The organism is Parabacteroides caeci, from assembly GCF_023656795.1.
GTDB classification, from domain to species: Bacteria; Bacteroidota; Bacteroidia; order Bacteroidales; family Tannerellaceae; genus Parabacteroides; species Parabacteroides segnis.
Genome location: NZ_JAMOKT010000045.1, coordinates 20071 through 43819, shown reverse-complemented (window position 1 = coordinate 43819; position 23749 = coordinate 20071). Strand labels below are relative to the sequence as shown.

Sequence of the window (23749 nt, the reverse complement as noted above, 5' to 3'; positions counted from 1 at the left end):
ATTTAATTATGAAATGTATACGCAAAATATGCAGTTCTGCCTTTCTGGCATGCTGTTTATTGGCTAGTGGAGTAAATGCCCAACAATACAATTGGGAAACTCCTCCCTATGCCGAAGATTATGCTTTTATAACCAATGACGGGGCTTGGTGCTGGTTTTCAGATCCACGGGCAATTTATATCGATAATAAAATGTTCGGTGGTTTTGTCGATAAAGAGGGAAGTATATGGGCTTTCAGCTACGATCCCACTACACAGGAAAAACAACAATGCAAACTGATGGATAAACTCGATTATGACGATCATGCCAATCCTTCTGTCATGACACTTCCGGATAAACGGATCGCGATATTCTTCTCGGCTCACGGAGGAACAAAAAATTCTCCCATCTATTACGCTGTTTCAAAAAATCCGGCTGATATTTCCGCATGGAATAAATTACAGGAAGTCGATCCAAAGATGGAAGGCAATCTGGGAGTTTGTTATTCAAATCCATTTATGCTATCGGATGAAAACAATAAGACGTATGTGTTTTTCCGCGGAAGAAATTTCAAACCTAACTTTATAACAACGAATGATTTTAAGAATTGGAGCGATCCGATTACCTTGGTTGTGAATGATTCCATCTATGGAAAAGGCGGCCGCCCTTATATGAAAGCCGCCAGCAATAACAAGAATAAGATATTTTTTGCATTCACAGATGCACATCCTCGTGACAGGGCTACTAATTCCATCTATTTTATGATGTATAAAGACGGTAAATTATGCGGAGCCGACGGACGCGTCATCTCCGACAAAATACAGCCGGTTAGTCCCAGCATGACGGATAAAGTTTATGATGCGACAAAAACATTTGATAAAGCCTGGATATGGGATGTGGCTTTCGATAAAGAAGAAAATCCCGTACTGGTTTATGCTCGTTTTAGCCAGATCGACGGGGCTCATTCGTATTGGTACGCCCGATGGAACGGAACAAAATGGGAAAATCATCTAATTACGAAAGCCGGACCCTGGTTCCAGCGTAACGATTATAATAACAAAAGTAATATCGAACGCGAAAACAATTACTCCGGCGGGGTATATCTGGATCATAATAATCCCACAATAGTGTACACTTCCCGACCTATCAACAACGTGTTTGAAATTGAAAGATGGACTTTTACGGATGGAAAGGATAAATGGAAAACCGAAGCGGTTACACAAGACTCGGAACGGGATAATGTTCGTCCCTTTGTTGTTCGTAATTACCCGGATGATCAACCGAATGTATTATGGATGTATAATTATAAATATCCGGGCTTCAAGTCTTACGACTGTGCCATTCGCATAAATCAAAAAGCGAAGGGATATGATAATAGCTTGAAAAAAGAGGCTATCAAAGAAGTGGCAGCTAAAGTGGCAGACTGGCAGCTCCGCGATTACGAAACGGCTCCGTTCAGTAGCGGTGTGGCCCGTGGATGGAGAAACGGAGTGTTGTATAACGGCATGTTCGACTGGGCCGAATTGAGTGGAGAAAATAAATATTTCAAATATCTGGAGAAAGTATTTACCAAAGAATACTGGCAGGTCGGCAATCGTATGTATAATGCAGATGATATTTGTGTAGGCCAGGCATATCTGGATATGTATGCCAAATATAAGAAAGAACATATGCTGACTCCGACTTTGGCACGTGCCGAATGGGTTATCAGCCACGAGCCGGAAAAGAATATCGATATAACCAAAGGTAAAAGCGACCGTTGGTGGTGGTGCGATGCCTTGTATATGGCTCCGGCCGTTTATTCACGTTTATATGCTATAACCGGAAATAAAGCGTTTATGAAATTTGCTGATAAAGAATTTAAAGCAACATACGATCATTTGTACGATAAAGAAGAGAAATTGTTTTATCGAGATGGCAAATACTTTGATAAAAAAGAGGCTAACGGGAAAAAAGTGTTTTGGGGACGAGGAAACGGCTGGGTAATGGGAGGTCTTGCCGAAATGTTGAAAACCCTTCCGGAAAAAGACAAGAAATATCGTCCTTATTATCTGGATCTTTTCCGGGAAATGAGTGAAAGAGTCGCAGAACTTCAGTGTAAAGACGGGTTCTGGAGAGCCAGCATGCTGGATCCGGAGACTTATCCGGATCCAGAAACAAGTAGCACCGGTTTATTTGTTTATGCATTAGCATACGGTATTAACCAAGGTTATTTGCCCAAAGACAGATTTTTACCGGTGGTAACAAAAGGATGGCAGGCTCTTGTCGCTTCTGTAGACACTGAAGGAAAAGTTTGTTGGGTTCAACCGGTTGGGCAAGCACCAAAACGAATTGAGAAAAGAATGACACAAGTCTACGGAACCGGAGGCTTTTTAATGGCAGCCTGCGAAATGTATAAATTGGCTGAGTAATTCTTTATTGAACAAAAATAAAATATGAACCATGAAATATATTTGTTGTTGTTTCGTATTAGTTTATTGTTTGCTACTGTGTCCCGCAACGGTTACCGCCGGCGATACAACCTCTTTGAGGGAACTGGTGGTGCCTATCTCTCCGGATAAATGGAAGCGTCCGGCTCCCAAAGGTACTTTTTCGGACGAAATGAGATATATGTTGAGGTTAAACAACCGGTATACATTGAATAAATGGTATAAAGAAATAAAGCACTTTCAGGATCAGATAGGAGAATATTTCGACTTCGGGGGGAAGACGGAGCATTTCATACGCCCGGCGGCTCATCATGCTCTTACATTGGGGATATGCCTGAAAACGGGAGTTTACGACCCGTCGGTTTCATACGTATCCGAACAGGAGGCTACGAAAACGACAGTTCAACTGATCCGTTCGATCGCTTACCGGCATAAAGCGAATATCGGTAGGGAAGGTTGGGGAGACCAATGGCAAAGTGCCTTGTGGGCAGCACGGGCTGCACATGCGGCTTGGATCCTATGGGACGAATTGTCGGCTTCGGATCAGGAGTTGGTTTGCCGGATGACAGTACATGAGGCGGACCGCTTCCTCGACTACAAGGTGCCTTATTATCGGGATCTGGCAGGAAATATACTCTCGGAAGGGGATACTAAAGCCGAAGAAAACGGATGGAACTCGAATATCCTGGCTGTTGCCACGGTGATGATGCCCGGGCACAGCCATTACAAGGGGTGGATGCGGAAGTTGGTCGAATTACAACTTTCTGCTTATGCCATGCCCGAAGATACCCGGAAAGCAATCGCGGTGGATGGCATGGTACTGAACAAGGTACTGAACGGTAGCAACATGAACTCTGAAGGGACAGTAATCAACCACAAGATCATGCATCCGGATTATATGTCGGCATTCATGTTGAATACGATCAACGCATGGACATATGAACTGGCCGGAAAGGAATGCCTGCAATCTTCTTTATATAATGGAGATGTGGTTTACTATGCTCTTTCGGAGCGACCGTTTAACGGAAAGACCATGTATCAGAAGACTGCCGACGAGAAGGCTTCTTCCCTGATTTATTTCCCGGAAGGAAACGACTGGGGCGGAAAAAGACAGGCCAATTATTGGTTGATGGATGTAATGGCCGACGTGTACGGCTGGGATCGCGGAGCGGAAGTGAAAGCGCAGGAATGGGCTGAAGCCCGTAACAAGGAAATGATCTTCATGCTCAATCGGGATACGACCGGACAGTATTATCAGGATAAGAAAGAAGATACGTTCCCTTCCCGTGAAGAGTGGTTCGGCGCACATATCGCCTGGGGATATTTGGGTTGGTGGTTGAATAAGTAACATTATGCTATATACTATGAAGTACAAAATAACAAACAATTGGGGTATCCTGGTTGGTACTCCGTTTCTCCTTGGAGCTTGTACGGCTGAAAAGAAAGAAGCTCCGCGTCCGAACGTTGTATTTATCTGCGTGGACGACTTGCGGCACGAACTGGGGAGCTACGGCTCCGTCGTCAAGACCCCCCACATGGATAAGCTGGCATCCGAAGGGAGCCTTTTCTTCAATCATTATACTCAGATCCCGACCAGCGGAGCATCGAGGGCGAGTATGCTGACCGGCATGTTGCCACGGGACAAATCGGACCTGACAAACGAGGCTTGCCATATCCGCCTGTCGGACAAGCCGGAAGGCGAACATCCCGAAACGATGTTTCATCATCTGAAACGTAACGGCTATTATACGGTAGGCATAGGCAAGATCAGCCATGCAGCGGACGGGATGTTGTATGCCTACAACGATCCGGTGGGCACAAAACCGGAACTACCCTACAGCTGGGATGAGATGCTTTTCGATGCCGGACAGTGGAAGACCGGATGGAATGCCTTTTTCGGCTATTCGAACGGCACGAACCGGCAAAGCGAAAAAAGGCAGGTGAAACCTTACGAATGTGCCGACATCCCGGACGAAGGCTTGCCCGACGGACTGACAGCTAATCTGGCTGTCGGCAAACTGAAGGAACTGGCAGGGAAAGGAGAGCCTTTCTGTCTGGCGGTAGGATTCTTCAAGCCTCACTTGCCGTTCACGGCTCCAAAGAAATATTGGGATATGTATGACGAAGAGGCCATCCCTTTGTCGCCTACGCCGGATATTCCGGAAGGGTGCCATTTGTCTACGTTGTTGAATAGCGGAGAGTTCAACGGGTATGAGCTGGGAGAAGAGAAGGCATCGCTGGAGAAAAGGCTTTCCGACTCGTATGCTCGTAAAGTCCGTCACGCTTATTTTGCTTGTGTCAGCTATGTGGATGCCCAGATCGGCAAAGTGCTGGATGCATTGGAGGAGTCGGGCCTGGCCGATAATACGGTCGTTATCTTGTGGGGCGATCATGGCTGGCAACTGGGTGACTACCGGGTGTGGGGCAAACATACGCTGCATGATGTTTCGCTGAGCAGTGCACTCATCGTTAAAGCCCCGGGGGCGAAACAGGGCGTTGAGAACAGGCGGATCGTCAGTTCAGTGGACATCTATCCGACATTGATGGAACTTTGCGGTGTGGATTGTCCGGAGGGGCTGGATGGCCGCAGCTTCGTAAAACAGCTGACATCGCCTGAAGATGCGGACTGGGAAGATATTGCTTACAGTTATTTCGGGAATGGCATCAGCGTAAGGACTCCTCGCTTCCGCCTGAGTCGTTATATCGGGAAAAAGGATACGATCATGGAACTGTATGAATATGACAAGGATATCTTCGAGCGCAAAAATATTCTGACGGAAAAACCGGATATCATGAAAGAACTACTCCCGATACTTGCAAAAGGGAATCGGTTTGTTAATTAAGAATAATCATCACCTTCCCTTCTACGCAAACCTTTGCGTAGCTTTTTCAGACAAAATCAGCCTCCAATAATATATTTCATTATTTTTGGGGGCTGTTCCTTTCTATCTGGGAATAAAAAACGATGACAGACTTTTGCTATACAATAATAATATAAGAAAACATGAAAAACTCAAGAAGAAGTTTCTTTAAACAGGGATTAGCAGGCGCAGTTGCATTGGGTACCGCCTCTATCTCCCGCCCCGTGGCAGCGATCCCTACAGAAACAAATGCACGCGCTGCGAAACGTATCGTCCTGATCTCGCTTGACGGAATCTGTGTTGAAGGATACCTGAAAGCAAAAACTCCAAACCTGGATAAATTAATGGCAGAAGGCTCCCTTTCTCTTGATACACGCGTGGTCATGCCTTCGGTAACGCTGCCAAACTGGACCAGTCATCTGACCGGAAGCGGCCCTGAACAGCACGGCGTAGTGGATAATAGCTGGGAAATCTCTAAATTCACATTGCCTGCAATCGAAAAAGACAGCGCAGGTTACTACCCTTCTGTCTTTAAGGTACTGAAAGATGCCATCCCACAAATGAAAACAGCCTTTTATTACAACTGGATCAACCTTTTTTATCCGTATAACAAACAATATCTGGATGAAGTAAGTTATCTGGAAAAGGATGCCTATGTTCCGAATTACGAAAAAGCATTTTCTTTCCTGAAAGCCAACCGGACAGATCCAACACTGGTTTTCCTCTATTCCGTCCATACCGACCATGCCGGCCATAAATACAAATGGATGTCACCCGAATATATCCGCTCCATTGAAGAAGCCGACGTAGAAATCGGACGGTTCATCGAGAAAATAAAACAGGAAGGATTATACAAAGATACCCATTTCATGTTCCTTACAGACCACGGCGGCATAAACTACGGACACGGCGGAGTAAGTACCGATGAAATGATCGTTCCCTGGGGAATCACTGGTCCGGGTATCAAAAAAGAATTCAAAATCACAGAACCCAATAACACAGTAAACACCGCTGCGGTCATCCTGCATCTGTTCAAGGTAAAACAGCCTTTATCATGGACCGGAGAAGTGATACAGTCTATATTCAAATAAATCAGATAAAAGTACTATGACAACATTCAAAAGTTTTCTACTTCTTTTGTGCATAAGTTTTGCCTTTGGCATCAGCGCACAGGAAAAAGTAACACCGCGTGAAGTCCTGTCCCTGGATAAAGGCTGGAGTTTCCATCAGGGAGACATTCCCTACCCCGTTATCAAAGGGCACAATGCCACTTACCGGAACGCCAAAGCCGGATATGTAAGCGGGGCTGCCTCGCCGAACTACGACGATTCTTCCTGGCACATCGTAGACCTTCCGCACGATTGGGCAATTGAAGGAAACGTCGATCCGGAAGCCAACCTCTCGCAAGGATACTATAACCGTGGTTTCGGCTGGTACCGCCGTAAATTCAAACTGTCTCCCGAAGATAAAGGGAAACATCTGGAAATACAGTTTGACGGTATCGCCACGCATGCAACGATTTGGGTGAACGGAACCGTACTGCATCGCAACTGGTGCGGCTATACGTCCATGTATATCGACATCACGCCCTACGCCACTTATGGTGACGATGTAAATACGATTGCCGTACGTGTAGATGCGGATGCCCAGGAAGGCTGGTGGTATGAAGGAGCCGGCATTTACCGCCATACCTGGTTGGTAAAACGTTCGCCGCTGCATATCATCACCGACGGTGTATTCGCCAATCCTGTCAAAAAAACCGAAAGCCAGTGGGAAATACCTGTAGAGGTTTCCTTATATAACGCAGGCAAACAGCCGGCCAATAGCGAGGTAGAAGTTTCCTTGTTTGCTCCCGATGGCAAGTCAATCACGACACAAAGCCAAAAACTCTCTGTCGGAGCATTGGGAGAAGGAATCGCCAGCCTGTCAATGACAGTTTCAGACCCTCAACTCTGGTCACCGGACAGTCCCGCCCTTTATAAAGTCAAAACAGTGGTCAAACAGAACGGTGCTGTAACGGACGAAGCTGAAACCAGATGCGGTTTCCGGACTATCCGTTTCGATAACAATACCGGTTTCTGGCTGAATGGGGAGAACATCAAGATAAAAGGCGTCTGTAACCATCAGGACCACGCCGGAGTGGGCGTAGCCGTGCCTGATGCCTTATGGGAGTTCCGCCTCCGCAAACTGAAAGAAATGGGTGTCAATGCCTATCGGGTTGCTCACAATCCGGCTGCCAAAGAGTTTATGGCAGCCTGCGACAGTATGGGGATTATGGTACTGGATGAAAACAGGTTGTTCAATACTTCACCCGAATATGTACGCCAACTGGAATGGCTGGTCCGTCGCGACCGTAACTGCCCGAGCGTAATCCTTTGGTCGGTATTCAATGAAGAGCCGATGCAGGGAACTGAAAACGGGTACGAAATGGTTCGCCGCATGTACGACGTCGTTAAGAAGATGGACCCGACACGCCCCATAACAGCCGCTATGAACGGAGGATTCTTCTCCGAATACAATGTATCGCAAGCCGTAGATGTAGGTGGGTTCAATTATCAGATCGAAAGCTACGACCGTTTCCACGAAGAAAATCCGAACCTGCCCCTGACCAGCTCAGAAGACGGCTCCGCCTTTATGATCCGGGGTGAATATGTAACGGACAGATCGAAAAACCTGATGGATTCATACGATACACAATGCGCCGACTGGGGTGCAACCCACCGCAGAGCCTGGAAAGCTGTGGCAGAGCGTCCTTGGATGGCCGGTTGTTTCTACTGGACTGGGTTCGATTATCATGGCGAACCGACTCCGTTCAGATGGCCTTCCGTCAGCTCTTTCTTCGGTATCATGGACTTATGCGGATTCCCCAAAATGGCTTATTACCTGCATCAGGCACAATGGGTAAAAGATAAACCCGTCCTGGAACTGGTTCCCCATTGGAACTGGCCAGCCGATTCTATCGGAAAACCTATCAAAGTAATGGCTTTAAGCAATGCCGATAAGGTAAAACTATTGCTGAACGGCAAAGAAATCTCCGAACAGACGGTAGACCCGTACGAAATGAATACCTGGTCTGTCCCCTATAAACCGGGCAAACTGGAAGCGATCGGCTATAAAAACGGAAAGATCGTTTCACGCACGAAAGTGGAAACGACCAAAGAACCTGTCCAGGTTCGCCTGACACCCGACCGTAACAGCCTGGCAGGTGATGGCCGGGATGCTATGCCAATCACTGTAGAGGTAGTAGATTCCAAAGGCCGTCACGTACCGACAGCCAACAATATGATGGAATTCACCGTTACAGGACCTGCCGAAATCATCGGTCTGGGCAATGGAAATCCGAACTGCCACGAGCCTGAAAAGGGCAACAAACGCAGCCTGTTCTACGGCCTCGCACAAGTTATCATCCAGAGCAAGGAAGGTTCGGGTCCAATCACCCTGACAGCCTCAACTCCGGGACTGAAGCCGGCAACCATCACGATCAATGCCGATCAGGTAGCCCCTGTCCCATCCGTCGCACCAGAATTTCCACCGATGTTGCTGAACAGATGGGCAGCCTCTCCCCTTTCCACCGATAAACCCGACGCCACCCGCCAGATAGCCGACAACGACATGAACAGCTGGCAACCTATTTCAGGTGGCGATCTGATCAAATTGGAGAATGCCAATTTCGTTATTTTACATGCGACATTCAATCCTTACCAGGCCCATCGGGAAGAAGGCGGAAGCATCCTGTTCAAACAACTGACAGGAAAAGCTGAAATCTGGCTGAACGGCCAATTGATCGGCTCCAAAACGACAGATAAGGAAGAAGACTTCACCGTTGAATTCCCACCCGTAAAAGAGAGATGTGACCTGCGCGTTCTGCTGAACGGCACGACAGGCGAAGCCGTCGGTCTAAAAGGGAATGTAACAGTCCGGACAAAGCGGGCAACAAAATAGTAGCGACGCAGGACCCGAAGGGTTCAATTGTGAATATGAGGTTGTGCCAACGTTTTGACACAACCTCTACTGATAATAATCAGCTAAGAATTAAAAACACATCCCTTTTACATTATTCCCATCCCGGATTCTGAACCAATGACGGGCAACGTTTCAGCTCCTCCTGATAGATCGGCCAAAGGTAAGAACGCGGGGAACTGAATACACGTCCGTCATTCACAGCGATACGTTTCATCTTATATTTTTTATCACCAATCATAATCTTTCCATCCGGATCTTCTACAGGTTTCATTCCATGAGAAAAACGCTGGGTTTTAGCATAAGGCCAGCTATCGGCATCCCTATAGCTATTTTCCTGAGCCAGTTGTTCCGTATCATCCGGTTCCATATACAAACGGGCTGTCCAATAACGATCATTTTCATAAAAGAATTCTACACGGCGTTCGCGCTGGATATAACTATTCATCAACTTCTTATCCGTCTTTGTAGCCGGAGGCATCGGAGCCATAAATGAACGGGCACGTACCTCATTTATCATTTTATAAATCTCCTCATTCGGACCATTTAGCTCATTCACAGCTTCACAATAGATATAAATAAATGCCGGAAGCCTCCAGATTGCCGGACCGTTGATAGTATGTCCGCCGTGTCCTCTTGTCCAACCATCTTTATAAAACTTACGCAGATAATATCCCGTATGGGAAGCCTGATCCAGGTAACTGCCACTCACGGCATCATCTCCGGATGCCGTATTCAGTTGCTGGCCGGCATACCAAGAACCATGATAACGGATATCACGATACAAACGCGGATCGCGACGGATACCTTCATATGGATTTTCATCATCATAACCGTCAGCTTTTGCCCGATCGGCATAAATAGGATAACCATATCCGTCCGGTCCTATATATTCATATTCATCTACTTGTTCCTGCAATGGCCGCTGGCGGGCATGCCCACCTTGACTCGGAGGCAGGATATCACCGGACCAACCGGTATCTTTATCCTTAGTTACAAACCATACCCATTCACTCATAATCGCATCCATTTCAAAATTCATACGCCATAAACGTTGCTGAACTTTTTCGTTATTCGTATTGGATTTACCATCGATATCTTTAAAATCGCTCGCATCATATTTAGTATACAACTGATACCGGTTCGAACCATCCTCTTTTTTAGCTTCAAGAACAGCTTTGGCTGCATCCCTTGCAGCTTCCCAACGTTTTAGGTCATAGCCATATTCACTTTTAAAGACACGGGTATCGTTCGGTAAAGAGCCTCCGTTCCACAGTGGAGTAGCCTGCATCCAACGCACAATCGCTTTCAATCCCAGGCAAGCGCCTTTATCAACACGACCAAAGTAATTTCCACCATTCGAGGCATCCACGCGGGCCAGTGCCTCATCGGCATCCGCACAGATCTTATCTGCAATCGTGTGAAAAGACTCCTTTGTAAAAGTCATATCATCGTCCGGATTAATCACATGGCCTATATATACCGCTTCACCATAAGCCCGAAGCACCAGATAATGCAAATAGCCGCGTAAGAAATAAACCTCACCGATACGCCTGTTCAAATCTCCATCCCGTCCGCTCTGGGGATTATCCGGTGTATTATATTTAGCGACTCCTTCCAGGATTATATTTGCCTTACGGATTTTAGAATACAAACCATTCCAATACTGGCCGGCATCGCTCCCGTTAGGCATTTTCTGCAAAGCCCCATAGTTACCGACATTGAACTGATGGGGAATAGCCCCTTCATGGCTACTGGCCGAACATTCATCCGAAATACTGGATAAACTGAAGTGATTGAAATAAATCAACGGCTTATTGGCAGATTTACAGTTGGCATATAAATCCGAAACCAAACCATCCACTTTCTCATAACGTGTGAAAACTTGTTGTTCTGTCGTCTTATCATCCGGAGCCCTGTCCAGATAATCCTCACAGGAAGTAAAGACAGAAAAACAAGTAGCCAGTCCTGCTAACAAAAATATTTTATGCTTCATCTTTTCTTAGTTTTATTAATTAGTAAGTGATATCAACTCCAAAATTAAAGATACGCTGGATAGGATACCAGGCACCGTTCCCCTTCTTGGTTTCAGGGTCTACATCCACATCATTCAATCCGTCAAATGTAAGTAGGTTCATACCTTGTGCATAGAAACGCACATTTTGGAATCCGGCAAAACGGATCCAGTTTTTCGGTAATGAATAGCCTACTTCCACATTCTTCAAACGCAGATAAGAGGCATTATACAGATAGAGGCTACTGCTCTCATTCTTATTGTTTTCGTAAGCGCCGATTGTCAGTCGCGGATAAGTCGCCACATCCTTTGTTTCTTCTGTCCAGCGATTCAGGTGCATAGGCTTTACTTTACCTATCTGGTCTTGCTCATAGGCCGGGAAGTCCCAGGTGGCAGGACCGTTCAGCAACAGACTCGTGTTGGCAGCACCCTGGAATAAGAAACTAACATCAATACCTTTATACTGGATTCCCAATGGAATACCAAACTGTATCTCCGGAGTACGGGGATTACCCATTGCCCGCCTGTCATCATCATTAATAACGCCATCTTCATTCAGGTCTTTATAGACCACATCACCCGGATATAGCTTGCCCCACTGCTGGAAACCGTTATTACCGTTCATTGCGTTCAGCCTGTCGGCTTCCGCCTGATCGTAAACAAAATGATCTACTTCATACACAAAGTGTTCTTCAATACGTTTACCGGTATTTCTGCGCCATTCATTCTCATAAACCACTTCATTCATGAACCGGATCTTATTGCGCGCAAAAGTAAAGTTCGGATTGATGTAATAACGAAAGTCTTTTCCGATACGTCCGTTCCATCCGATCTCAAAATCAATACCTCTATTGTCTACTACTCCTGAATTCAGAAACGGTGCATCTTTCCCTACAATCTGCGGAAAACCTAATTTATCGCTACCACTCAAATGAGTAATAATGTCATAGCGATGTTCATGGAAATAGTCGGCACTAATTGTCAGGCGTTCTCCAAAGAATGAAGCATCAATACCGACATTCAGCTTTCTGGCTTTTTCCCAGGTCAGGTTCGGATTAGCAAAATTACCTTCGCCAACACCGCTCGTCCACTGGTTGAATTCATTTTCACCAAAATCATACCCACTACCTTCGCCATAGAATTGCAAATAAGCAAAACGGTCACCGTCATAATCGGAGATCTTATCGCTACCGACTAATCCGTAAGAAGCTCTAATCTTCAGCATATCCAACCATTTCTCCGTCCTCTTCATAAAATTTTCGCGGGAAATCACCCATCCGACAGAACCTGCCGGAAATGTTCCGTATCGTTTACCGGGTGCAAAGTTCTCCGATCCGTTATAACCGACATTAAATTCTGCCAGATATTTATTTGCATAAGCGTAAGTAGCCCGGGCAGTTAATCCCTGATAACGATAAGCAACACGGTTATCGATGGTACGGTGTGAACGGTTGAACAAAACCATTCCTGTTACGTCATGTTTACCGAATGTACGCATATAATCTAACTTCAGTTGATAATAGGTTTTTGCTTCCGCTTCATTATGAGAGAAACTGTTGATGATCGTTTCATCCTGTGCATACCACGGATTACCTTTGATATAAGTGCCGTCATAAGGAGCACCGTTATTCATATAATAGGAACCGTAACTACCCTCACCCGGCTGGAAGGTTGCATATCTTGCATAACTCGCATACCCATCGGCACGGTCGCCCAGCACACGGTTAATCCAGTTACCTTCTTTGGCATCATAAGAAAATACTCCTTCCACACGTAAACCTTTCGTGATAAAATCCAACTTATGACCAATAGAGAAAGAACCGTTCAGATAGGTCTTCTTTTCTGTCAGGCTACCCGTCCTGGATAATTCTCCTAAGATATTACGACGATGCTTATAATCTCCATATAAAAGTCCGTAGGGATTCTCCAAGACAAACGTTTCGTTTTCAGGGTTTCCGTTATCCGGTACAGTAATAGGCAGATAGGAGGGCTGCGTATTACATAAGGCGACAATCCTGTCAGCGGTTGTTCCCGGCGCCTTACGATCCGTAATCTGAGCTCCCAGATCCAGTTTGATATAAAAATCTTTTGTGATATCGACATCCACATTGGCCCGGAAATTATACCGTGTAAAGTTAGCCTGCGTGTCCGTATCCGTCATATCGGTATGCTTATAATTACCGCTTTGAGTATAGTAATTTGCCATTACATAATAACGGGCACGTTCCGAACCACCCCGCACAGACAAACTATAATCCTGCTGCACACCCGGTTTGAATGCATAATCGAAATAATCCCAGTTATATCCAAGGCCATCCGAGTTGTCCCCTTTTGCAATCCGGTAATTGTCGATAGCCTGCTGACTGAACAAGCCTAATTTAGAGGGGGCTGTTCCCGGATTTGTATTGATCATCGCTTCATTATACAAAGTCGCATAATCGGCCGAACCTAGATAGGTTGGAAATTTTACAGGACTGTTTGTTCCGACAGATGCTTTAAAGTTTACATTCGGTTTTTCAGATGCTTTACCTCGTTTAGTCGTGATAATGATCACACCGTTCGCACCACGCACACCATAAGGTGCTGTAGCCGAAGCATCCTTCAGGATGGTAAACGTTTCGATTTCTTCCGGTGCCAGATAACTCATATCCCGTTCCACCCCATCCACAATTACAATGGGTGACTGATCTCCATAGGTCGCCATACCACGGATACGGATATCCGCCTTATCAACACCCGGCTCACCTCCATTGAACTGGTTCACCATCAGCCCTGGCATACGTCCGGCCAATGCATTGTTCAGATTGGCAGTTGGACTCTGTTTAAGATCTTTAGTCGTAATAGTTGCCACAGAACCTGTGATAGTCGCTTTTTTCTGAGTGACATAGCCGACTACCACAACTTCTTCCAATGCCTTCGTATCTTCAACTAAAGTTACATTCAGTATATGTTTACCGCTCAAACTTATTTCCTGGGGTTGATAACCTACATACGAAAAGACAAGGCTTGCCTTTGAATAGGGTGCTACAATCTCATAATTACCATCCACATCGGTGATAATCCCCGTCATAGTACCTTTCACCATGACATTAACACCCGGTAACGGTTCTCCCAGGTTATCGAGCACCTGGCCCTTTACTTTAAAGCCTTCCTGGCTAACTTCCTCCTCATGGGGAAATTCATTTTCAGGGACTGATTGAAACGTTGAAACATTGGCAGATACGGATAATGAAACCAGGCAGCAGGCACCTAGAGCCAATACTATCCTCCATCGTTCTTTTTTACAAGGGGAGCTTTCTTTAAGGCTACTTTTTCCCATAATACTAGATTTAAATTATTAAACAATAAAAGATTTAAAAACACTATTCTTAAAAAATTATTTGATTCTCATTCTATAGGATCATTGATCTTCAGCTTGAATTTCTTCACAATCGAAGCCAGTCTCTTTATTGTTCCTTCCGAATCTACTTTGTCATTTTGTACGGCAAAGCATATATCGGCGGAAGCCCATAAGGATTGTAATTGAGTAAAATGCGCTTTGTTTTCTTCATTCAGTTCAATCCATAAAAGAATTTTCCTCGCCTCTGAAGAAGAACACTGTCTTTTTATAAATCGTATCAACATTTCGTCATCCATACTTATTTTACATAGTGTGTATAAAAAGAGGAACAACATTCACGGATTTCACCCTAGTAGAAAAAATTGTTTTTTACTTCTTGATTAAAAGGGAAAGCAGTAAACAATAAAAGATGGCGAAATAATCTTTTGACAAATCGTTTCTCAATTGCTTCAAAGCATTCCCTATATGGTATTCTATACCTTTTGTAGTAAGGCCTAATTGATCGGCTATTTCTTTGTTCTTAAGACCACTGAAACGACTAAGTATAAAAATTTCTCTGGTTCGGGGAGATAGTTTGGTCAAAGAAACATTTATAGCATGGGTAAGTTCCTTCATGGCAAGTTTTTCCAGAGAATCATCCTCCAGAACATATATATTACTTCTTTGATAAAGCGAGGATTCACTCAGGCTGTCGATAGGGATAGTTTCCAGTTGTAGCTTTTTCAAATAGTTCAGGCATTTGTTACGGCTGACAACCATCAGATAAGTAATCAGGCAGGTTTCATCATCCAGGTCTCTTCGTTGATTCCAAAGAGCCATGAACGTATCTTGCATAATCTCTTCGGTTACTTCCTTGTCTACAATATAAATATTGACAAATGAATACAAACGAGGCAAGTACGATTTCATGATTTGCTTAAAGGTCTTCTCATTTCCGTCCTTTAATTGCTGTAAAAGAAGGGGGCTGCTCATAACTAAAAATACAATTTTATCCATCAATCCCCGGGTGGACGGTTATAAAATAAAAGAGGCGTGAGGACTGTTGATATATCTAATTGGAGGGATTCGACGCCCTAAGCACCAATATACAACAGACACCCTCACGCCCTTTTATTTGTACATCCATAAAACATATGCGTATAGCAATGTAATGAACAGATATAACAAAAAAGGTACGTGAGCGTTTTACTGTCTATTATCCGGTGCTTGTGAAAGTGTCGAATTTTCCAACTAGGATAATATCTTTAAACGCTCTTGTAATCAATAAAATGTACTGGCCGATAACGCTATACCGGAGTACAAAGGCAAAAGTATGGAGAAGCACCGGATAAAACAAGTAAAAAGAAAAAGATTTTTATCAGAGCCGGGGTCATCATTCATTTAAATTCAATATCTCCCTAATAAGCTGCAAGATAGAAGCACGAATCCGGTTCCGATTTTGCCTTCATCAAGCCACATCTATTGTTTATTGTTTGATATTTTTCAGCTGTTTGTGTTTTGTTTTTAATGGAACTTCAGCAAGAGGGTGCCTAACTGAAGTTCTATGACATTCTGTCTTCTCTCAGTTTCCTATGCAGGAAACTGTAGTTTCTTCAGGAGGAAACCAGCGTTTCCTGCCGAGGAAATTGTAGTTTCCTCATAAGGGAACTAGCGTTTCCTTATTAAAAAAATTTAGGAAACTGCAAGTTGCTTGATATCAGGAGGCTATATGTTTTATATCCTCTGGCATTCGAGGTTTTAAGTCTTCGTTATCTTCTGTCATTTTGACATAAGAGAATCCATTCCAGCCAAATTATAGGGAAGAATAATTGTTTCACAAAAAAGCCTGACGAAGTTAATTCCGCCAGGCTTTTCCGTATATGCTGATCATTCAATATTACCGTACCAACTGTAATTCCTTGATCAGTCGCGGGCATTTACCCCACTTGTCGATCATATAAAGTACATAACGGATATCCACTGCAATGCAACGCTGCAAGTCCGGTTCGAAAGCGATGTCACCGCTCATGGCTTCCCAGTTTCCGTCGAAAGCAAGACCGATCAGACGGGCATTCTTATCAAACACCGGGCTACCTGAGTTACCACCGGTAATATCGTTGTTTGTCAGGAAGCAAAGCTGCAACTGTCCGTTTTCGTTAGCATACTGGCCAAAATCCTTGCTGCGGATCAGGTCCAGGATTTCCGGTTGAACCCAGAACTCGTCATCTTCCGGATTTTCTTTTTCCAGGATACCTTTCTCCGTTGAGTAATAGTCATACCAGGCTGCATCATACGGATGATACCCTCCGATAGAACCATAACTTAAACGCATCGTAAAGTTCGCATCGGAAGAAAGGGGCTTTTCCGGATACATTTCCTTCAGTCCGGCAAAATACAGACGTTCGCCTTTGGCAATATCGTAATGAGCATCGCCCATAAACTGCTGCAACTCGAACAAAGAGATCAGCGTGGACAAACTCAGTTCGGCAGCCGGGTCTTTTTTCAGTTTTGCATACAGTTTCGGATCTTTCAGCATCTTCTCGATCCTGTCATACGACAAAAGCGAAGTCTTCTTAAAGACGTCTGCTGCATATTTAGCATAGTCACCTTTATACTTCTTATCCACTTTCTGATAGATATCCGGAAGATATTGAGCCGGAACACGCTCTTTCACCACTTTCATCATGGCAGCCAATACCTTCTGGTCAAGGGAGGCATCGTAATCTTTAAAGAACGGCTGGATCTTATCTTTCAGGACCATGTCTATTTCTTCCGGAGTAGAACCCTTAATGTCTACTCCCTGCACCATACGCGCCAGGCGTACAATTTCAGTACCGCTGACGAATGCTTCTGACAGATAAGTGGAAACTTTCCGGTATTCATCCGTCGAAGTATATCCTTTTTCCAACAGGTTCAGCACTTCGCCGTATTTAGCTTTACGTTCAGGTGTCTGACCGGCCCAAGCGGCAAAAGCAGCTTCCTCTTCCTTCTTACGTTCTATCACGTTCAGATTAGCCAGACCGCGGTTCATACCGATGGAATTCTTCCAGTAGTTAGAGCTACCGGCATATTTGGAGGCATATTTGATACGGACTTCATCGCTTGCCGACATAGCATCTTTCCAGATAGCCTGTTTGATGCCGCGCACCTCGATACGGGGCTTGTTACTGTCTTCGATACGCTGTTTCACACCCCAGGAAGATAAATAACGGTCTGTGCTACCCGGGAAACCGATTGTCATCGCATAGTCTTTATCCTGATATCCCTGAAGGGAAACTTCAGCTACATATTTAGGACTGTAAGGCTTGTTGTCTTTACTGTATTCAGCCGGTTTATTGCCTGCATCGGCATATACGCGGAATACGGAGAAATCGCCTGTATGACGCGGCCACATCCAGTTATCCGTGTCACCACCGAACTTTCCGACTGAACTGGGCGGAGCAAATACCATACGAACATCGTTGAACACATCGTAAACAACCAGAAAATACTTGTTATTATTATAGAAAGGCACTACATCCGCAGCCTGAAATTCCGTATTGCCGATCGAGTCGCAGATGACCTGTCCGATAGAATCGGCAGCAGCCAAACGCAAATATTCTTCTTCAATACCGGCGATTTCACCGTTGATACGGTCGCTTACGTCAACCGTTTCACGCAGGTAGCGCACGCTCAGTCCCGGAACGGGCAACTCTTCTTCCTTACTCTGAGAAACGAAGCCGTCTTTCAGATAATCATGTTCAACGCTACTCAACTGCTGGATAGAACCGAAACCACAATGGTGATTAGTAAAGATCAATCCTTCTTCCGATACGGTAATACCGGTACATCCGCCACCGAAAATAACAACAGCATTGGCCACACACGGGTCGGTTTCACTGTAAAGTTGCTGATAGGACGGGACAAATCCCAATTCCTTGATTCGAGCCAGATTTTGTTTGTTAAGTTCCTTCAGAACCCACATGCCCTCATCGGCATATATCTGGCCTGCAGCAACAAGAAGCAGTAAAACTGCCCACACCTTCTTCATAAAATTCATTCTTTTTTATTCTATTAGTAATTTAATATTTTTCGCATTTACGCGTGCACCGAGCCACTCACGGATCTTTAACTGTTCTTTTTCATTGATACGCTCTTTGCTTTTTAGGTAAACCAACATGACTGTGTCCTGTTTCATGCTGTCAGTACTTACAATATAGGTATTTGAACAAGAGGCTTCAAGAACAGACGGGAATAAAACTTTCATCTCCGGGATCAACTCCGAAGTCATACGCGAAGCACTCTTATACCGATCTACCGTCTTTTTCAAGGAATCGATCTGTATGGATTGTACCCGAAGAACTTCTTCACTGTTTTTATACAAATCCTGCATCAGCATGCTTTTCAGCTCGTTTATATCAGTAGCTTCCTGTCCGAAACCTTGCTGGACAACCAGAGAGACATCTTTCAAACCATATTTGCGAAGCCGGGTCCGGGCTATTTCGATCATGGGTTCCGGCACATTTTCACCGATCATTACAACTTTTACTTCTTTCTTCTCGCTCGTATCCGTCACTGTTTTACTCAATATCTGCGTATTAGGAAAAGCCAATTCTTCCGTCACAAAATTAGTAACCCGGTCATTGAAGTAACTGGAACGGATCAAGTTATAACTCAGGAAAAGACTCGGTACGATCGTGAAAAAAACAATCACCCCAACATAACGTGTCACTACTTTTTCACGCTGTTTATCCAGGAATATCTTCTTCGGATATTTCAGTACACGGACAACCAGGAAAGTCGCCAGACTGATAAACACCGTATTGATAAAATAGAGATAAAAAGCACCGAAGAAATAATAAAGATTCCCGCTTGCCAATCCGAAACCGGCCGTACAGAGCGGCGGCATCAACGCCGTTGCGATAGCCACACCCGGGATCACATTTCCTTTACTTTTGGTCGAACTGGCAACAATACCGGCCAATCCGCCAAAGAAAGCGATCAGGACATCATAGACGGTCGGTTGCGTACGCGCCAACAATTCACTTTGCGCCTCACTGATCGGAGAGATCAAAAAGAACAGGGTTGAAGTGATGACACTGAACACCGTTGCCGTCGCAAAATTACGGAAAGACCGCTTGATCAAGTCATAATCATAGATGCCCAACCCGAGACCGAACCCCATAATAGGCCCCATCAGCGGAGAGATTAACATCGCACCGATAATCACCGCCGTAGAGTTTGTATTCAAACCCAATGAAGCGACAAATGTTGCAAAGATCAAAACCCAAAGATTAGTACCTTTAAACTCAATACCTTTTCTTATAGACTCAACCGTTTCGAGTTCATCTTCCTTCTCCTGGCGAACGTCAAAATTACGAACAAAGAAGTCCCGTATTTGCTTGTGTAACACTCCTTTTTCCATCCCACTCTCTTGTATTGATAAATACTCCGACTAATAGCCACACCTTAATCGTGCAAAGATAGAAATAGTATCCCTAAATAAAAAATAAGAAGTGTGAACAAGAATAACCGGCATAAAACTCGAAGTCTTATTGATTTTCAATTAACTTTGCACAAAGAAGAATGTTATTTTGAAAAGGAGTCCATCTAAATGTTTATATAAATAATGAAACGCTGCTTAATTCTGATATACATGCTTGGCAATATACTCTTTGCTGCTGCCGACAACACGGCTACCAAAGAGGCTTTAAGCGTTGCTTTAAAATCGGTATCCTCCCCGGAAGAAAAGCTGGAGACATTGACAAACCTGATGGATATCTCCCGGCAGGAAAAACAGGTTGACTATGCCAAACAACTGTATAAGGAAGCACTGGCCAACGATAACGATTATTATAAAGAAGCTGCCCTGACCGAAATTCTTCGCTTTTATGTCAACAACGACATCAAGGACAGCACAAACGTTTACATGGAAGAAGCAAAACGCGAACTGAAAGGCAAAGCACGCGATTTTCTGGTAACTTATATGCAGACAATCATCGACGTACGCGTGGTTTTCTATACCGAAGGAGAAGACAGGAAGAAACTGATCGAGCAATACCGGCTTAAACTGGAAACAGACAAAAAACTGTCGCCTCTTGAGAAAATGTCGATAAACTATGTTCTTGGAATGGCCTATAGTAACCGTGTTGAACCGGGTAATGAAGAAAAGTTGCAAAAAATGGTGAGTGAACGATTTAAGGAAGTGATCGCTCTCTCGGAAAATATACCGTTACAATATTCATATTTGTTTCGTCTGAACTCATTCTACATCCTGACTCTTTATTCAGTCGATACATCGGATCAGATAAAAAATGCGATCCGTTACCTGGATATGCAAAAAGAATATGCAGAAACAAAAGAGATGAAAAAACGTCTTTATGTAACAAAACGGCATTTGTTGAATGCTTATTCTTCTCTGGCCCTTTCTGCCAAAACACTGGGAAAAGATATTGCGACTTCCTATTACCGGCATTTTATGGAGTTGAACAGCAAATATCCTGAAGATGCAGCTTTTTCCCCCGAATATGAACGTTATTATACTTCACTGAATTTTTACCGGTTGATAAACGAATATCCCAAATCCATCCGGTATTGCGACTCTGTTATCCATTATTTCCGCAACTCTGGTTTGAAAGTCGACCTATCAGAACATGTTGTATCGACGCTCAAAGATAAAATAGATATGCTGGACAGCCTTCACCTGTATAAAGATGCCTTTTATGCCCACAAAGAATACGCCGCCCTATTAGATTCCGCACGGTTGAAAAGCATAAATGACAAGCTGGAAGACCTGGAAATCAAGAAACGGGTTGACGAACTGGTTATTGAAAAGAAAGCACTGGAAGTGGATTTACAAAAAAGCCGGAGCCAACTATATATGTTCCTGGCCTTGTTTATCCTGGCTATCAGTTTCGCAGTCTTTGTTGTGTTCCGCCTATGGAAAATCAATGCATTATATAAGAAATTGCAGGAGTCGAACCGCCTGGTCATCCTTGCCAGCGAAAAAGCGCAGGAAAGTGAAAAGATGAAGAATGCCTTCATCAAGAACATGTGTCATGAAGTCCGTACCCCTCTGAACGCAATCAACGGGTTTGCCGACCTGATCACAACGGAAGATATTACCCCCGAAGAAAAGCAGGAATTCAGCAAGATCATTTTCGAGAACTGCAACCATATCACTTCTATGATGAACAGCGTACTCGAAATTGCCCAGCTGGACAGCAACAAGGAGGATTTACCCCTATCACCGGTCAATATCCATCTGCTTTGTTCCTGTGAAATGGAACAACTCAAAAGGCTCAACAGCAAACCGGACATCGATTACCAAATAGAAGGCGACCGGAATAAGGATATTGCTTTTACTAATTCAAGCCATTTCAGCCTGATCCTGGCCCATCTGCTGAACAATGCGAACAAATTCACCGAACGGGGAAGCATTGTCCTTGCCTATAAAGCGGAAGAAGAACAAAACCGGATGATTGTCAGTATCACAGATACCGGTTGCGGTATTTCACCCGATAAACGTGAATGGATATTCGAACGGTTCACCAAAGCGGATGATTTCGTTCCCGGTTCAGGATTGGGATTATATCTTTGCCGCCAGATCGCAGAACGTATGAAAGGCCACATCTACGTAGACCCGGATTATACAACCGGACTACGTATTACGCTGATCATCCCGATCAAACCGGAATAAAATTATTTCTTTTTAGCAAAATAACGCCCTACATAAGGCAACTCTCCCAATGGCAGATCGCGTTTTATAACGATACCGACAAAGAGGCAAAGCAGCAATGTGCGGTAACCCAGACGCAGGATTTCCGACTCTATCATCGGCAACATGCCGGCCAAATAAAATACGGCTGCCAATACGGAATAAGTGATCACCGATTTAAGATCATATTGGATCGGGAATTTCTTTTGTCCGATAAAATAGGATAACAACATCATAACGAGGTTGCTGACAAAAGAAGCCCAGGCACAAGCCATATATCCGTATGTCGGAGCAAACAAAACAATGATCAGGATCGTCGCAACACATCCTATCGTCGAGAAATAAGCGCCCCACTTTGTCTGATCAATCAGTTTGTACCAAAACGAGAGATTAAAATATATTCCGAAGAACAATTCTCCTAACATAACAATAGGAACAACGCGTAAACCCGGATAATAGGAAGCCGGAACAATATGTTTAAATATATCGATATAAAACATCACTGCCAGAAAAATAAGCAAAGCGAATATAATGAAATACTTCATCGCCTCCGAATATGACTTTTTACTGTCATCATCCTTATTCTTTGCAAAAATAAATGGCTCGTAAGCGTAGCGAAATGCCTGTGTAAACATTACCAGCACAACTGCTATTTTAAAACAAGCGCCATATATCCCCAATTGGGTATTAGCCATTTCCTTATCTTCGAATAGAAAAGGAAATAATATTTTATCGGCTGTCTGATTAAAAATACCTGCAATCCCCAAAATCAAGATCGGAAAAGAATAAGCAAGCATCTGTTTAAGTAAAACAAAACTGGCTTTTTCCCGTAAACCCGGAATCATATCGGGAAACAATAACACAAATGTGACAAGAGATGTTATTACATTCGCAACAAAAATATATCCAACTTGATAATCAGGAATATAAAACCAATCGACCAATACAGGGGTATGATCATAGAGCCATGGACAAGCTAGCAGGAAGAAAAGAACTAAAACAATATTCAGAAAAATATTAAACAGCTTAATAGAAGCAAAACGAACTGCTTTCCCCTGATACCGGAGAAATGCAAACGGTATACAACAAAAGGCATCGACTGCCACAATTCCCGACATCATCCCGACAAACTCAGGATTCGAACCATACCCTAAAGAATCACTGATTGGAGTCAGCGCACTGAATATCAATACTACAAATAGAACAGAAGTAAGAGCAATGCTAAATAATGTAGTTGCATAAACCCGCATCGGGAGCGCAATTTCTTTCTTATTCATAAAACGGAAAAATCCCGTTTCCATCCCATAAGTCAGAATAACCATCAGCAATGCCGTCCAGGCATACAAATTGGTTACGATTCCATAATCGCTTTCCGTCGCCAGCACACGCGTATACATCGGCACCAGCATCCAGTTCAGGAACTTCCCTACGATACTACTAACACCATAAATCGCAGTCTCTCCTGCGAGCCGCTTCATTCCTCCAGCCATA

Annotated in this window: 13 protein-coding genes; 6 read left to right on the top strand and 7 right to left on the bottom strand. The window is 44.2% G+C overall.

Going from position 1 to position 23749, the window contains the following annotated elements:
- The first annotated feature begins 8 nt into the window (after positions 1-8).
- From NBH15_RS20040 to galA, 5 genes are all read left to right on the top strand, one after another.
- Positions 9-2390, top strand: coding sequence for a glycoside hydrolase family 88 protein (locus NBH15_RS20040; protein ID WP_250823384.1), 2382 nt, complete (start codon positions 9-11; stop codon positions 2388-2390).
- 31 nt (positions 2391-2421) lie between these two features.
- The gene (locus NBH15_RS20035; RefSeq protein WP_250823383.1) at positions 2422-3756 is read left to right on the top strand and encodes a hypothetical protein; all 1335 of its coding nucleotides are present in this window, start codon (positions 2422-2424) and stop codon (positions 3754-3756) included.
- 16 nt (positions 3757-3772) lie between these two features.
- On the top strand, positions 3773-5251 hold the full coding sequence (locus NBH15_RS20030; RefSeq protein ID WP_250823382.1) for a sulfatase-like hydrolase/transferase: 1479 nt from the start codon (positions 3773-3775) through the stop codon (positions 5249-5251).
- A gap of 161 nt (positions 5252-5412) precedes the next feature.
- Positions 5413-6360, top strand: a complete 948-nt coding sequence (locus NBH15_RS20025) for an alkaline phosphatase family protein (RefSeq protein WP_250823381.1) — start codon at positions 5413-5415, stop codon at positions 6358-6360.
- Positions 6361-6376: 16 nt separating this feature from the next.
- Entirely contained in the window at positions 6377-9211 is a 2835-nt protein-coding gene (gene galA, locus NBH15_RS20020) for a beta-galactosidase GalA (RefSeq protein WP_250823380.1), read from the top strand.
- Positions 9212-9323: 112 nt separating this feature from the next.
- Here the strand turns inward: galA and NBH15_RS20015 are convergent, their stop codons facing one another.
- The 6 genes from NBH15_RS20015 to NBH15_RS19990 form a co-directional block, all read right to left on the bottom strand.
- Positions 9324-11225, bottom strand: a complete 1902-nt coding sequence (locus tag NBH15_RS20015) for a RagB/SusD family nutrient uptake outer membrane protein (protein ID WP_250823379.1) — start codon at positions 11223-11225, stop codon at positions 9324-9326.
- Between the two features lie 19 nt (positions 11226-11244).
- A complete protein-coding gene (locus tag NBH15_RS20010; protein ID WP_250823378.1) occupies positions 11245-14562 on the bottom strand; it encodes a SusC/RagA family TonB-linked outer membrane protein in 3318 nt (1105 codons plus the stop codon).
- A gap of 68 nt (positions 14563-14630) precedes the next feature.
- Complete coding sequence (locus NBH15_RS20005; protein WP_128133417.1) at positions 14631-14879, bottom strand: hypothetical protein; 249 nt, start codon at positions 14877-14879, stop codon at positions 14631-14633.
- A gap of 73 nt (positions 14880-14952) precedes the next feature.
- The gene (locus NBH15_RS20000; RefSeq protein WP_128133416.1) at positions 14953-15555 is read right to left on the bottom strand and encodes an RNA polymerase sigma-70 factor; all 603 of its coding nucleotides are present in this window, start codon (positions 15553-15555) and stop codon (positions 14953-14955) included.
- 904 nt (positions 15556-16459) lie between these two features.
- Positions 16460-18592 carry a dipeptidyl-peptidase Dpp7 gene (gene dpp7 / locus NBH15_RS19995; RefSeq protein ID WP_350464035.1) on the bottom strand — a complete coding sequence of 711 codons (2133 nt, stop codon included), beginning with the start codon at positions 18590-18592 and terminating at the stop codon, positions 16460-16462.
- A gap of 15 nt (positions 18593-18607) precedes the next feature.
- Positions 18608-19966, bottom strand: a complete 1359-nt coding sequence (locus NBH15_RS19990) for a TIGR00341 family protein (protein ID WP_128133414.1) — start codon at positions 19964-19966, stop codon at positions 18608-18610.
- Between the two features lie 231 nt (positions 19967-20197).
- Here NBH15_RS19990 and NBH15_RS19985 point away from each other — a divergent pair, with 231 nt between their 5' ends.
- Entirely contained in the window at positions 20198-22240 is a 2043-nt protein-coding gene (locus NBH15_RS19985) for a sensor histidine kinase (RefSeq protein WP_128133413.1), read from the top strand.
- Between the two features lie 2 nt (positions 22241-22242).
- Here the strand turns inward: NBH15_RS19985 and NBH15_RS19980 are convergent, their stop codons facing one another.
- Positions 22243-23748, bottom strand: coding sequence for a lipopolysaccharide biosynthesis protein (locus tag NBH15_RS19980; protein WP_128133412.1), 1506 nt, complete (start codon positions 23746-23748; stop codon positions 22243-22245).
- Position 23749: the final 1 nt, after the last annotated feature.